The sequence below is a fragment of the Actinacidiphila yeochonensis CN732 genome (genome assembly GCF_000745345.1).
Lineage (GTDB): Bacteria > Actinomycetota > Actinomycetes > Streptomycetales > Streptomycetaceae > Actinacidiphila > Actinacidiphila yeochonensis.
The window spans coordinates 655,011-668,424 of sequence record NZ_JQNR01000005.1 but is presented as its reverse complement, the minus strand read 5'-3'; the positions used below and the strand labels follow the sequence as shown (position 1 = coordinate 668,424).

The window sequence follows — 13,414 nt, the reverse complement described above, 5'->3', positions numbered from 1 at the left end:
TCACATCCGCAGGTGGGAGGCGCCGTTGAGGTCGACGACGGTCCCGGAGGCCCAGACCGCCGCCGGGGACGCCAGGAAGTGCACGGTGGCGGCGACCTCCTCCGGGGTGCCGACCCTGCCGAACGGGCTCTCCGCCCGCAGCCGTTCGCCGTCCGGGCCGGACAGCTTCGCCGCCTGCCGCTCGGTGCCGACGAACCCGGGCGCGACGGAGGTGACCGCGACGCCGTGCGGAGCCAGCGCCACCGCAAGCGACTGGCCGAGCGCGTGGAGCGCGGCCTTGGACGCCGCGTAGGCCGGGAAGTCGGGCTCGCCACGGAACGCGCCGCGCGAGCCCACGTTCACGATCGCGCCGCCCGCGCCGCGCTCCACCAGGTGCCGGGCCACCGCCCAGCTCAGGTCGGCCGCACCGAGCAGGTTGACGTCGAGCATGCGCCGCCAGACCCGCTGCCAGTCCGCCAGCGGCGTCTCCGCGACCGGGTGCCGGGTCTCCGCCGACGGCGCCACGGCGGCGTTGTTCACCAGCACGTCCACCGCGCCCAGCGCGCCCACCGCCTCGGCCACCACCCGCTCGGCCGCCCCGGGCTCGCCCAGATCGGCCTGAAGCAGCGCGTGCCCCTCACCCGGCAGCTGCCGCACCGTCTCCTCGGCGTCCGCCCGCCGACCGACGTACTGCACCGCGACCCGGTCGCCGCCACGCGCGAAGGCCAGCGCGACGGCCCGCCCGATACCGCGCGAGCCACCCGTCACCAGGACACCCCTCACCGGGCGGACCGTACGAACCGCACGAACGCGGTCCACTCGGCGGCGCTGAACGTGAGCCGGGCGAGGTCGGGGTTCTTGGAGTCCCGCACGTGGACGGTGCCGGGCGCGCGGGCGACCTCCACGCACTCGCCGCCCTCCGCGCCGCTGTGGCTGCTCTTGTGCCAGGTGAGCGCGTCGGGCTTCGCGGTGGCTTCGGTGCTCATTGCTCTCCCTGGGCGTGGGTCAGTGCTGGGCGGCGAACTGTACGAAGGCGGTCCACTCGGTTGCGGAGAAGGCGAGTTGGCCCCCAAGGCGATCCTTGGAGTCCCGTACGTAGACGGCGCCGCTCGTCGCGGCGACCTCCACGCAAGCACCGCCCTCGTTGCCGCTGTGGCTGCTCTTGCGCCAGGTGAGTGCGTCGGAGGGCCTGGCAGTTTTGACAGTCATCGCTCTCCCAGGGACGTGGTGGTCGGGGGAAAGGCGCTACAGGTCAGTCGTGTCGGTGTGAGGCCGCGAACTGCACGAACGCGGTCCACTCGGCTGTGCTGAAGGTGAGTTGCGCACGTGCGGGATTCTTGCGAATCCCGCACGTGGGCGGTGTCGGGGGTGCGGGCGACCTCTACGCACTCGCCGCCCTCCCCGCCGCTGTGGCTGCTCTTGAGCCAGGTGAGTGCGTCGGGGTGCGTGGTGGTCTCGACCGTCATTGCTCTCCCAACGGTTGGATGGTCAGGGGAGGGTGCTGCCCGTGAGGCGGTTCAGATTGCGGCGGTGAACTGTACGAACGAGGCCCACTCGGCTGCGGTGAAGGTGAGTTGAGGCCCGTTGCGGTCCTTGGAGTCGCGTACGTGGACGGAAGCGGTCGCTACTGCGACCTCCACGCACTCGCCTCCTTCGTTGCCGCTGTAGCTGCTCTTGAACCAGGCGAGTCGTGCGGGTTCCGCGATGCTCATTGCTCTCCCAGCATGTCCTCCATCAGGCGCAGAGACTCACTCGGGGTGAGCGCTTGTGCCCTGATGGTGCCGTACCGTGCGGCAATGATACGTACTTCTTCGGAGTCGGTGATCAGTCGACTACCGTTTTGAGCCTCCATGTATCCCACCTGGGGCTTTCCCCTCGGCGTGAGGAGCACGAACGGACCACCCATGCCAGCATGCTCAGTGCGGTCGGTCGGCATCACCTGCAGTTCGACGTTGCGCAGCTGTCCGAGCTTGATCAGCTCTTCCAACTGCTCGTTGTGGGTCTCCCACCCCCCGATGGGTCGTCTGAGCGCCACTTCCTCAATGACCGCCGTCACCAGGGGTGAAGGCCAACGGGTCAGGATCTCCTGTCGGTCCATCCGGGAGGCGACTCGCTGCTCGATGGTCTCCTCGTCCAGGAGCGGCTTGCGCATCTGGTAGAGCGCTCGGGTTCGCCTCTCGGTCTGCAACAACCCCGGCACATCGTGGTTGTTGTAGAAGTTGATCTCGACCGCCTCGCGCTCCAGCCTCGCGTAGTCCTTGAACCACGCAGGGTGCCGGACCCGCGCCTTCGCCCGGGCCTTCTCGACGTCCTCGATGGTCGTCTTCAGCAGCCCGCCGGCGCTGAGCAGGTCGTCCGCCGCCTCCAGGAACTCCCGCTGCGGGGTGCGGCGGCCGCGTTCCAGTGAGGAGACCAGGTCCTCGCTGTACCCGAGGCGGTCACCCAACTCCTTCTGGGTGAGCCCGGCCCGCTCGCGGAGCAGCTTGACCTGCTTGCCGATGGCACGCATCAGGTCGCCGCTCAGCTCGCCCTCGTCGAAGGCGTCCTGGCCGTCCGACATGTTTGCCCCCAATCGCGGTTACGGCCGACATCCCGCACAGGGAGCCGTACGTACCGGTACACGCACCCTCAGTACCGAGGGTTTCCCTGGTCAGCGTAGAACAGGCCGTGCACGCTCGGTGACATGAAGTCAGATATCTCCACCGGACAAGGCGGTTCTTCCGCCCTCCAGTTCACCCGGCTCCTCGCCCCGACGCCCCGTGGCGCGCACGAGGCCCGGCTGTTGACCGTTCGCACGCTGGGGGCGTGGGGGTGGCCGTCCGCGAGTCCGGTCAGTGAGTCCGCGGCCCTGGTGGTCTCCGAACTGGCCGCGAACGCGGCGCGCCACGGCCGGGTCCGGGGCAGGAAGTTCCGCTTGGCGCTCACGGCCGGGGGCGAGGGCACGCTCCGTATCGAGGTGAGCGATGCGCGAGGGGAGCGCCTGCCGCAACCGGGCCGAGCCGACTCGGGCGGCATCGCGGAGTCCGGTCGCGGCCTGCTCCTCGTCGAGGCCCTGTCGGCGGCCTGGGGCACGACCCCGTACCCGCCGTCCGGCAAGACGGTCTGGGCCTGCCTCCCGCTGACCTGAAGCTGGGGGAGCCGGCGCCGTCTCGATTCGCGGAACCGTCCGGGCCACTATGGCGGGTGGCCCGGACACAGCGATGCGAAGGGAAGAACCGTGATGCCGGTACGTATCGAACTCCGCCGCTTCCGGACCGTGGAGCCGGTCTGGGACACGCTGATCGAGGTCTACGCGGAGGTCCGCGCCGACCGCCTGCACGACCCGCACTACTCGGTGGAGCGGTACGCGGAGCGCCTGGCGCGGCATGCCGTCGAACCCGGGTGGGAGACCGTCGTCGGGTACGACGGCGACGTGCCCGTCGGGTACGCGTACGGCAACCGCATCGAGTACGGCGACCGCTACTGGGGGCGGATCACCAGCCCGTTGCCGGAGTCGCTGACCCGGACGCCCACGCTGGCGCTCAAGGAGATCATGGTCCGCGAGCCCTGGCGCAAGACGGGCGCGTCGATCGCCATCCACGACGACCTGCTGTCCGGCCGTCCCGAGACGCAGGTCACCCTGATGGTGAACCCGCTGGCCGGGGACGGGAAGGTCCACCGCCTGTACGAGACCTGGGGCTACACGGACCTGGGTGTCAGCCAGCCGTCCCCGGACTCCCCGGTGCTCACGGCCATGGTGCGGGCGCTCCGCGTTCCGACCTCGTAGGCGCTGCTCACGGGCGCTGCTCACGCCTCGGGCCTGACGGGTCCGCCCCGGCTCGTCACGGGTGGTCGTACCGCCCGTGACCTGGGGTGACTCGTCGGTTCACGCGGTGGAACGGCCCTGACCACTCCCAAGTCCGGACATTATGGTGTGGGCATGCTCAACACGTACCGCCTGCGCGTTCTGGCCGCGATCGACCGAGCCGGGAGCATCGCCGGGGCCGCCCGGGAGTTCGGCCTGTCGGCCTCGGCCGTCTCGCACCAGCTCTCGCAGTTGGAGAAGGAGGCGGGCGTCGGGCTGGTCGAACGCGGGGCGCAGAGCCTGCGGTTGACGGCGGCGGGGCGGCGGTTGTCGCTGCGCGGGCAGGAGGTGCTGGCGCTGCTGGACGCCGCCGAGAAGGACCTGCTGGCGCAGGCGCGGGCGGACGCGGGGCACTTGCGCATCGGGTTCTTCGCGTCGGCCGGGTACCGGCTGCTCCCGCAGGCGCTGTCGCGGTTCTCGGGGCGGTACCCGACGGTCGAGCTGGACCTGGTCGAGGGGGAGCCGCACAGGCTGGCCGAGAGCGTGCAGCAGGGGGCGATCGACGTACTGATCGCCTTCGAGTACCCGCTCGACCCGTGGAAGCCGCCGGAGGGGGTCCAGGTCCGGGAGCTGCTGCACGAGCCGCTGCACCTGGTGGTGCCGGCCGGGCACCCGGTGGGGCGGCGGGCCCACGTCCGGCTCCAGGAGCTGGCGGGTGAGCAGTGGATCACCTCGTTCGGGACCGGCTCGCCGGTGCTGTCGGTGCTGGAACGGGTGTGCGCGCTGGAGGGGTTCGCCCCGAACATCCGCTGCCGCAGCGACCAGTACGAGGTGATCCTCGGCCTGGTGCGGGCCGGTATGGGCATCGCGCTGGTGCCCAGCCTGGGCATCAACGACACCACGGGCCTCCAGATCGCGCGGGTCTCGGGGCCGGGGCTGTACCGCAGGGTCACCGCCGCCTCCCGGCCGGGCAACCCGAACCCGCTGCTCAACACGTTCATCGCGTACCTGGGCAGCGTCGCGTCCAACCTGGTCGTGGCGGCCCACCGCCCGTCCGCGCCCTCGCGCCACTGACCACGGTCCATGCGCCACTGACCACGGGCCCACGCCCCTGACCACGGTCCCGCGTCCCTGACCACGGTCCCGCGTCCCTGACCACGGGCCCACGCCCCTGACACGGTCCCGCGCCGACCGGCCTCGGCCCGCCGCAAGCGCCCAGCCTGGACCACCGACGCCCCGTACGCGCTGAGCATCGAAAACCTCGTCGCTCAGTCACCATTTCGTCCCCGGGTGGTCGGAAGAACGGCACTCAACCGTCACCATGGCCCATCATCGCGGCGACGCTCCCGGCGTGACCTGCGTGGATTCGGACGAGGGGTGGGCCAATGGCCGAGGCGACGGTAGTCGGCGGAACGGTGTCGGAGGAGCCGTGCGGCGTCTGGGCGTCACCGATCACGCCCGAGGCCGTCGCCGTCCGGTCCGGAGCGCCGACCTGGCCGGCCGTGGCCGGGGCCGAGACGTGGTGGTGCGCGCCGGACACGGAGACCGCGACCGTGCGGCTGCGGCGCTGCGCCGAACCCGGCGCGCCGGTGCTGGACGTGCTGGACTCCGCCTGGTCGGTGGGCAACCGCGCCATCGGGTACGGCGGCCGCCCGTTCCTGGTGCTGCCCGGCGCGCGGCGGCACCGGCTCGTCTTCACCCACTCCGGCGACCAGCGGCTGTACGCGGCCGACGTGCCCGCCCTCCAGGGCACCGGCACCGGCACCGGCAGTGGCGCAGGGGAGCCGTCCCCGGTGCCCGTGCCGCTCACCCCGGCCGACCCGGAGGGCGTGCGCACCGCGTACGCCGACCCGGTCCCCGGCCCCGGCGGCACCGAGGTCTGGTGCGTCCGGGAGGTCACCCGCACCGCGCCCGGCGGCGAGCTGGACGACCCGGCGCCGCGCACCAGCCGCGACATCGTCGCCGTGCCGCTGACGGGCGCGGCGGCCGACGACCCGGCGGCGCTCCGCGTCGTGGCCCGCTCCCACCACTTCCTGTCCGGCGTCCGGCTCAGCCCGGACGGCTCGCGCCTGGCCTGGATCGGCTGGGACCACCCCGACATGCCCTGGGACACCAGCGACCTGATGGTGGCCCGGCTCCGGGACGGCGTGGCCGTCGATCCGGTGCGGGTGCTGGGCGGCGGCGGGGTCTCCGTACCCCAGGCGGAGTGGGCGGGCCCGGAGCGCCCGGACCGCCTCTACGCGATGGCCGACCGCGACGGCTGGTGGAACCTGCACCGCGTCGACCTGGCCGAGGACGGCGGCGCCGAGGCCGCGTGCGTGCTGCGCACCGACACCGAGTGCTCGCACGCGATCTGGCGGGTGGGGGCGACCTCGTTCGCCGTGACGGAGGCGGGCGTCCTGCTGCGGCGCAGCCGCGGCGACCAGCGCCTCACCCTGTGGGACCCGGCGAGCGGCGACCTGGCCGACCTGGCCGGGGAGTGGACCGACTTCGCGGTGGGCCTGTCCGGTGACGGGTCGGCCGTCGCCGTGGTCGCGGCGAGCCCCACCGAGGACCCGACGCCGCTGCGGATCGACCTGGCCCCGCGCCGATCCGGCCGGGCGGCGACGGCGGTCGTCTCCCGCTGCGCCCCGGCGGGCGGCGACCCGTTCGAGGGCTGGCAGTCCGTTCCCCAGCGCCGTACCGCCACCTCTGCCGACGGTTGGGAGGTGCACTACCTCTACTACCCGCCGACCAACCCGGACCAGGCAGCCGGTCCGGGCGAGGAGCCGCCGCCGCTGCTGATCGACGTCCACGGCGGCCCGACCAGCCGCACCGGCGGCACCCGCAGCCTGGAGCTCTCGCTCTTCACCAGCCGCGGGTACGCCGTCGCCTCGGTCGACTACGGCGGCTCGATCGGCTACGGCGGCGCCTACCGGGACCGGCTGCGGCACAGCTGGGGCACGGTCGACGTGGACGACTGCGTGGCCGTGGCCCGCGCGCTGGCCGGTGCAGGGCTCGCCGACCCGGGCCGTACGGCGATCCGCGGTGGCTCGGCGGGCGGCTGGACGACGATCGCGGCGCTCGCCAACCGCGACGTCTTCGCCTGCGGCACCGTCTACTACCCGATCAGCGACCCGGCGACCTGGTCCCGGGGCCAGACCCACGACTTCGAGAGCCGCTACATCGAGTCGCTGGTGGGTGAACTCCCGGCCGACGAGGCCCGCTACCGGGAGGTGTCGCCGCTGGGGAACGCGGCGGGGATCACCGTCCCGTTCGTGATGCTCCAGGGCCTGGCCGACACCATCTGCCGCCCCGACCAGGCACGCCGGGTCGTCGAGGCCGTGGAGGAGGCGCACGGGCCCGGGCTGTGCTTCCGGTACCTGGAGTTCCCGGGCGAGGGCCACGGCTTCCGGCGGGCCACCACGATCACCGCCGCGCTGCGCGCCGAACTCGACCTGTACGCCCACGTCCTGCACCGGCCCTGACAGCGGCCCGCCCGCCGAACCCCCAGAACCGCACGACCCCAGCCCCCAGTCCACCCGCACCCGTACGCCCCCGATCCACCCGTACCCGCACCCGCACGCCCCGTACGGCCACCGTCCGCCACGGCGACCCCCGCACGTTCGCCTGGAGCACGTCACCCACCCCATCCCTCGGAGACAGACATGGTTCTGCGTGACCGCAGAAGAATCCGTACGGCGTTCGCCGCGGCCTGTGTGAGCGGCCTGCTCATCGCCGGCCCCGCGGCTCTCGCCACGGCGACCTCCGCCCAGGCCGACTCGTCGACGGGCAGCGCCTCCGGCAGCACGCTGCGGGTCGCGATGAACCCCTCAGGCGTGGACACTCTCAACCCGTTCACGTCGTACTTCAACGGCTCCCTCGACATCTTCGGCGCCATCTACCCGTCCCTGACGGAGATCGACGAGAACGGCGTCGCGAAGCCCTACCTCGCCTCCTCCTGGAAGCTGTCGCCGGACCACCTCACCTGGACGTTCACCATCCGCAGCGGCCTCAAGTGGAGTGACGGCCAGCCGCTGACGGCCGACGACGCCGCCTGGACGCTGAACCTGATCCGGACCAACAAGGTCGCCGGCACCGCGAACGGCGGGCTGGTCTCCAACTTCGCCTCCGTCACCGCGCCGGACGCGACGACGCTGGTCGTCAAGACGAAGCAGCCGCAGGCCGACCTCACCTACGTCAGCATCCCCACCTCCGGCATCCCGATCGTGCCGCGGCACATCTGGCAGTCGCACGTGGCGGACCTGAAGGACTACAAGAACGACTCCTTCCCGGTCGTCGGCTACGGCCCCTGGACCCTCACCGACTACAAGACGGACCAGTACGCCAAGCTCGACGCCAACACGTCCTTCATCCTCGGCGCCCCGAAGTACGACCACCTGATCGAGCAGATCTACAAGGAGTCCGACGCGGCCGTCGCCGCCCTCAAGGCCGGGCAGCTCGACTACGTCGGCGAGGGCAACCTCAACGCCACCCAGTTCACCTCGCTGCGGAACACCAGGGGCGTGACGACCGCGCAGGCGGCCGGCAACGGCTGGGAGGCCATGGAGGTCAACCCCGGCGCCAAGTCCCGCTCCGGCAAGCCGATCGGCACCGGCAACCACGCGCTGACCGACCCGACGGTGCGCCGGGCGATCGCCGAGGGCATCGACAAGAAGACGCTGCTGGCCAAGGTCGCCGACGGCCAGGGCCAGGTCGCCGTCGGATACATCCCGCCGGCCTGGCCGCAGTGGAACTGGACGCCCTCGGCGAGCGAGGAGCAGCCCTACGACCCGGCCGCCGCCAACAAGATGCTGGACGCGGCCGGCTACAAGAAGGCGTCCGGCGGCATCCGCGTCGACCCCAAGACCGGCAAGCCGCTGAACCTGCGCCTGGGCATCCACTCCGACTCCTCCAACGACGCGTCCATCGCGACGTACATCGCGGGCTGGCTGAAGGAGATCGGCGTCAAGGTCACGATCCAGCCGATGAGCATGACCGCCCTCAACAGCGACCTGGGCAAGGGCGACTGGGACATGCTGATGGACTCCTGGACCACCGGCCCCGACCCGTCCTACCTGCTCAGCATCCAGAGCTGCGCGACGCTCCCGGACGACACGGGCACCGGCGGCAACACGGACTCGTTCTTCTGCGACCCCGCCTACGACAAGCTGTTCGCCCAGCAGGCGACCGTCTTCGACCCGGCGCAGCGCGCCAAGGTCGTCGGCCAGATGCAGTCGATCCTCTACGACGCCGACGTGGACCAGCTGCTCTACAACTCCACGACCCGGATCGGCACCTCCTCCAAGGTCACCGGCCTGGTCACCGGGGAGCAGAAGGACGGGTTCTACCCGGCGCAGACCGCCTTCTGGAGCTACCTCAAGGCCGCGCCGGCCACGAACAGCACCGCCGCGGCCGCCTCGTCGGACGGCGGCGGCAAGATCCTGGCCTGGCTGATCGCCCTCCTGGTCGCGGTCGTGGTGTCCGGTGGCGGCGGCTACGCCGCCGGCCGTCGCCGCGCCGGGGCGGACGACCGTGAGTAGCCCCGCCGTGGCGGAGCCGGCCGCCCCCGCACCGGCCGTTGAGCCCGGCGCCCGCCGGACGTTCCGGATGCCGGGCCTCGGATACCTCGTCAACAAGCTCGTCGCCGCCGTCGTCAGCTTCGCCGTCACGCTCGTCATCGGGTTCGTGCTGTTCAACCTGATGCCGTCCGACCCGGTGCGCACCATGACCCGCGGCCGGCCGGTCAGCGAGGCGCAGCTCGCCCAACTCCGCGTCCAGCTCGGCCTGGACCAGCCGATCTGGCGGCGCTTCCTCACCTACGTCAACGACACGCTGCACGGCAACCTCGGCTACTCCTGGGAGTTCAAGCAGTCGGTGGGCTCGCTGGTGCTCGACCGGCTCGGCCCGACGCTGCTGCTGATGGGCACCGCCTTCGCCGTCTCGGTGCTGCTGGGCCTGTGGCTCGGCATGCGCAGCGGATGGCGGGCCGGCAGCCTCTTCGACAAGATCACCTCCGCCACCGCGCTGACGCTGTGGTCGGTGCCGACCTTCTGGCTCGGCATGATCCTGCTGATCCTGTTCAGCGTCGGCGTCGGCCCGATCCACGGCTTCCTGCCGACGGCCGGGATGAGCGACCCGACGCTCCCGCAGACCGGCCTGCGCCACTACGAGGACGTCGCCCGCCACCTGGTGCTGCCCGCGCTCACCATGGTCCTGGTCGTCTACGCCCAGTACCTGACGATCATGCGGTCCTCGATCATCGAGGAGAAGGGCAGCCCCTACCTGCTGACCGCCCGCGCCAAGGGCCTGCGGGACGACGTCGTACGCCGCCGCCACGCCCTGCCCAACGCGCTGCTGCCCTCCGTGACGATGATCTTCATGCACCTCGGCGGCCTGATCGGCGGCGCCGTGACCGTGGAGGCCATCTTCTCCTGGCCAGGGCTCGGCGACCTGACCTACCAGGCCCTGACCGTCCCCGACCTGCCGGTGCTCCAGGGCACCTTCGTCGTCTTCAGTGCGAGTGTGATCATCATGAATCTGCTGGCCGACCTGGTCTACCGGCTCCTCGACCCGAGGGTGCGCGCCCAGTGACCGCCGACCCGACCACCACCGCACCCGTCCTCGACCGGCAGCCCCCGGCCGTGTCCGTCCCGCCCCGGTTCGCCGGCGCGCGGCGCTTCTGCCGGGCCTTCCTCCACCGCCCCGCCGGCATCGCCGGACTCGGCGTCCTGGTCCTGTTCGTCCTGCTGGCGCTGGTCGCCCCGGCCTTCATCGGGCCGGACCAGCTGGACGTCACCAAGGTCGACGGCCCGCTGCTGCACTCGCCCACCGGCTCCTACCCGCTCGGCACCGACCAGGCCGGCCGCAGCGTCCTGCTGATGCTGATCTGGGGCGCCCGCCAGTCGCTGGAGATCGGCGTCATCGCCACCGTGCTGACCGTCGTCATAGGCAGCGCCGTCGGCATCCTCGCCGGCCACTACGGCGGATTCGTCGGCCGCGCCCTGATGCACGTCACCGACTGGTTCATCGCCCTGCCCAGCCTGCCACTGGCGATCTCCCTCGCGGCGGTCCTCGGCCAGGGCTCGGGGTCCATCACCATCGCCATCGCCGTCACCTCCTGGACGGCCACCGCCCGCCTGGTCCGCGCCCAGACCCTCGCGGTCGAGGCCCGCCCCTACGTCGACCGGGCCAGGGCGCTGGGCGCCGGCAACCGGCAGATCATGCTGCGGCAGGTGCTGCCCAACGTGATGCCGCTGATCCTGGTGTCCAGCACGCTGACCGTGGCCAGCGCACTGCTGTCCGAGGCCACCCTGACCTTCCTCGGCCTGGGCAGCCCGACCGAGGTCACCTGGGGCGAGATGCTCCACGACGCCTTCTTCGGCGGGGCGTTCACCGCCGACGCGTGGTGGTACCTGCTGCCGCCCGGCCTCGCGATCCTGGCCGTCGTCCTGGGCTTCACGCTCACCGGGCGGGCCGTGGAGCACGTGCTCGACCCGCGGATGGAGAAGAAGTGACGACCCTGACGACATCGGACCCCGCGGACGGCGCGGACGCCGACGACACCGAGACCCCGGCGCCGCTGCTGGACGTGCGCGACCTCCACGTCACCTACCAGCAGGGCGGCCGGGACGTCCCGGCCGTGCGCGGCGTCGACTTCACCCTTGAGCGCGGCGGCACCCTCGGCATCGCCGGGGAGTCCGGCTGCGGCAAGTCGACCATGGCGCTCAGCCTGCTGCGGCTGCACGGCGGCAACGCGAAGGTCACCGGCGAGGTGCTCTTCAACGGCCAGAACCTGCTCACCACCAGGTGGGTCAAGCTGCGCGCGGTGCGCTGGGCCGGCGCGTCCGTGGTCTTCCAGGGCGCCATGAGCGCCCTCAACCCGGTGCGCACCGTACTGGACCAGATCACCGAGCCGATGGTGCTGCACGACCGCACCGCCCCCAAGGAGGCCGAGCGGCGCGCCGCCGAACTCCTCGACAGCGTCGGCATCCCGCGCCGCCGCGCCCGCTCCTACCCGCACGAGTTCTCCGGCGGGCAGCGGCAGCGCATCATGATCGCCATGGCCCTGGCCTGCCGGCCCGAGCTGATCATCGCCGACGAGCCCACCACCGCCCTGGACGTCATGGTCCAGGCGCAGATCCTGGAACTCCTCGGCGAACTCGTCCGCGAGTCCGGCATCGCGGTCATCATGATCACCCACGACCTGTCGCTGCTCGCGCACACCTGCGAGCGGCTGGCCGTGATGTACGCGGGGCGGATCGTCGAACTCGGCCCGTCCCGGCAGGTGCTGGAGGACCCGCAGCACCCCTACACCCGGGCCCTGTCGCGGGCCTTCCCGACCATCGGCGACCCGGCCTCCCGGCGCGCCCCGACCGGCCTGGCCGGCGACCCGCCGCGCCCCTCGGACACCACCGCCGGCTGCGCGTTCGCCCCCCGCTGCCCGGAGGCCGAGGACGCCTGCCGCACCGGGGAGATGCTGCTGTGGCCGGCCGCCCCCGGCCGCACCTCGGCCTGCCTGCACGCCCGGACCCGGCACGGAGGTGCCTCGTGACCGCCCCCACCGAGCACGGAGGTGCCTCGTGACCGCCCCCACCCAGGAAGCAGCGGTGGTCCAGGAGACCGCCCTTGAGGCCCGCGACCTGTCCGTGGTGTACCCGGCCGCCCGCGGCCGGGGCCCCGCCCGCGCGGTCGACGGCGTCAACCTGAGCGTCGGCAAGGGCGAGATCGTCGCCCTCATCGGCGAGTCCGGCTGCGGCAAGTCCACACTCGCCCGCGCCCTGGTCGGCCTGGTCAAGCCGACCAGCGGCCAGGTCCTGTACGAGGGCACCCCGCTGGAGTACTCCGCCAAGGCGCTCAAGCGGTACCGCCGCCACACCCAGCTCGTCCTCCAGGACCCCGGCGGCTCCCTCAACCCCAAGCAGAACATCTACGACGCGGTGGCCCTCGGCCCCCGCCTGCACAAGCTCACCGAGGGCCTGCCCGAACGGGTCCACGACGCCCTGGCCCGCGCCGGGCTGCGCCCGCCCGAGGAGTTCGCCGGCCGCTACCCGCACGAGCTGTCCGGCGGGCAGCAGCAGCGCGTCGTCATCGCCGGCGTGCTCGCCCTCGACCCCCGGGTGATCGTCGCCGACGAGCCGGTGGCCTCGCTGGACGCCTCCGTCCGCGGCGAGATCCTCAAGCTCGTGCTGAAGCTGCGCGACGAACTCGGCCTCTCCGCCCTGGTCGTCAGCCACGACCTCGGCCTGGCCTGGAACATCGCCGACCGCGTCGCCGTCATGTACCTCGGCCGGGTGGTCGAGCAGGGCACCGTCGAGGAGGTCCTGCTCCGCCCGCGCCACCCCTACACCCAGGCGCTGCTGTCGGTGATCCCCAACGGCGCCGAGGACTGGCGCCCCACCCTCCTCACCGGCGAGCCGCCGGACCCCACCGCGATCCCGACCGGCTGCCGCTTCCACCCGCGCTGCGGCCGCTGGGCCGCCGCGTCCGAACAGGAACGCGCCGAGGCCGCCTGCACCAGCCGCGACCTGCCCGTCCTGCCCGCCGGCCGCTCCGGAGCGGCCTGCCACCTCCTCCCCACCCCCGCCACCACCCCTACGGAGACGCCGTGACGCGACGTGAACCCGCTGCTGCCGTAGCCGTTCCTACTGCCCCCACCCCTACGGAGACGCC

The 13,414-nt window shown here is 72.3% G+C and carries 15 protein-coding genes; 9 read left to right on the top strand and 6 right to left on the bottom strand.

The genetic code is table 11. The features are described from left to right. The 6 genes from BS72_RS14765 to BS72_RS14745 are packed head-to-tail and all read right to left on the bottom strand — an operon-like array spanning window position 1 to window position 2,539. Window positions 1–762: an SDR family NAD(P)-dependent oxidoreductase gene (locus BS72_RS14765; protein WP_037910983.1), complete on the bottom strand. Its 762-nt coding sequence runs from the start codon at window positions 760–762 to the stop codon at window positions 1–3. After that, window positions 759–965, bottom strand: a complete 207-nt coding sequence (locus BS72_RS14760; protein ID WP_037910982.1) for a DUF397 domain-containing protein — start codon at window positions 963–965, stop codon at window positions 759–761. The genes BS72_RS14765 and BS72_RS14760 overlap by 4 nt, the downstream gene beginning before the upstream one ends. Window positions 966–984: 19 nt before the next feature. Then, window positions 985–1,188, bottom strand: a complete 204-nt coding sequence (locus BS72_RS14755; protein ID WP_037910980.1) for a DUF397 domain-containing protein — start codon at window positions 1,186–1,188, stop codon at window positions 985–987. Then, window positions 1,185–1,445 carry a DUF397 domain-containing protein gene (locus BS72_RS34130; RefSeq protein WP_107498792.1) on the bottom strand — a complete coding sequence of 87 codons (261 nt, stop codon included), beginning with the start codon at window positions 1,443–1,445 and terminating at the stop codon, window positions 1,185–1,187. Before BS72_RS34130 ends, BS72_RS14755 begins: the two co-directional genes overlap by 4 nt. A gap of 51 nt (window positions 1,446–1,496) precedes the next feature. Further along, window positions 1,497–1,691 carry a DUF397 domain-containing protein gene (locus BS72_RS14750; RefSeq protein WP_037910978.1) on the bottom strand — a complete coding sequence of 65 codons (195 nt, stop codon included), beginning with the start codon at window positions 1,689–1,691 and terminating at the stop codon, window positions 1,497–1,499. Then, a complete protein-coding gene (locus BS72_RS14745; protein WP_037910975.1) occupies window positions 1,688–2,539 on the bottom strand; it encodes a helix-turn-helix domain-containing protein in 852 nt (283 codons plus the stop codon). The genes BS72_RS14750 and BS72_RS14745 overlap by 4 nt, the downstream gene beginning before the upstream one ends. 123 nt (window positions 2,540–2,662) lie before the next feature. Here BS72_RS14745 and BS72_RS14740 point away from each other — a divergent pair, with 123 nt between their 5' ends. The 9 genes from BS72_RS14740 (at window position 2,663) to BS72_RS14700 (ending at window position 13,353) form a co-directional block, all read left to right on the top strand. Then, on the top strand, window positions 2,663–3,106 hold the full coding sequence (locus BS72_RS14740; RefSeq protein ID WP_037910972.1) for an ATP-binding protein: 444 nt from the start codon (window positions 2,663–2,665) through the stop codon (window positions 3,104–3,106). A gap of 93 nt (window positions 3,107–3,199) precedes the next feature. After that, complete coding sequence (locus BS72_RS14735; RefSeq protein WP_037910970.1) at window positions 3,200–3,745, top strand: acetyltransferase; 546 nt, start codon at window positions 3,200–3,202, stop codon at window positions 3,743–3,745. 153 nt (window positions 3,746–3,898) lie between these two features. Beyond that, window positions 3,899–4,837: a LysR family transcriptional regulator gene (locus BS72_RS14730; RefSeq protein ID WP_037915906.1), complete on the top strand. Its 939-nt coding sequence runs from the start codon at window positions 3,899–3,901 to the stop codon at window positions 4,835–4,837. Window positions 4,838–5,148: 311 nt separating this feature from the next. Continuing rightward, window positions 5,149–7,230 (top strand): alpha/beta hydrolase family protein, encoded by a 2,082-nt coding sequence (locus BS72_RS14725; protein ID WP_051951123.1) that lies wholly within the window; start codon window positions 5,149–5,151, stop codon window positions 7,228–7,230. Between the two features lie 180 nt (window positions 7,231–7,410). Beyond that, window positions 7,411–9,285, top strand: a complete 1,875-nt coding sequence (locus tag BS72_RS14720; RefSeq protein ID WP_037910967.1) for an ABC transporter substrate-binding protein — start codon at window positions 7,411–7,413, stop codon at window positions 9,283–9,285. Then, complete coding sequence (locus tag BS72_RS14715; protein ID WP_037915899.1) at window positions 9,278–10,336, top strand: ABC transporter permease; 1,059 nt, start codon at window positions 9,278–9,280, stop codon at window positions 10,334–10,336. The genes BS72_RS14720 and BS72_RS14715 overlap by 8 nt, the downstream gene beginning before the upstream one ends. Then, window positions 10,333–11,259, top strand: coding sequence for an ABC transporter permease (locus BS72_RS14710; protein WP_037910965.1), 927 nt, complete (start codon window positions 10,333–10,335; stop codon window positions 11,257–11,259). The genes BS72_RS14715 and BS72_RS14710 overlap by 4 nt, the downstream gene beginning before the upstream one ends. Before the next feature lie 5 nt (window positions 11,260–11,264). Beyond that, window positions 11,265–12,296, top strand: a complete 1,032-nt coding sequence (locus BS72_RS14705) for an ABC transporter ATP-binding protein (protein ID WP_232792615.1) — start codon at window positions 11,265–11,267, stop codon at window positions 12,294–12,296. 28 nt (window positions 12,297–12,324) lie between these two features. Further along, a complete protein-coding gene (locus tag BS72_RS14700) occupies window positions 12,325–13,353 on the top strand; it encodes an ABC transporter ATP-binding protein (protein WP_078901375.1) in 1,029 nt (342 codons plus the stop codon). The last annotated feature ends 61 nt before the right edge of the window (window positions 13,354–13,414 follow it).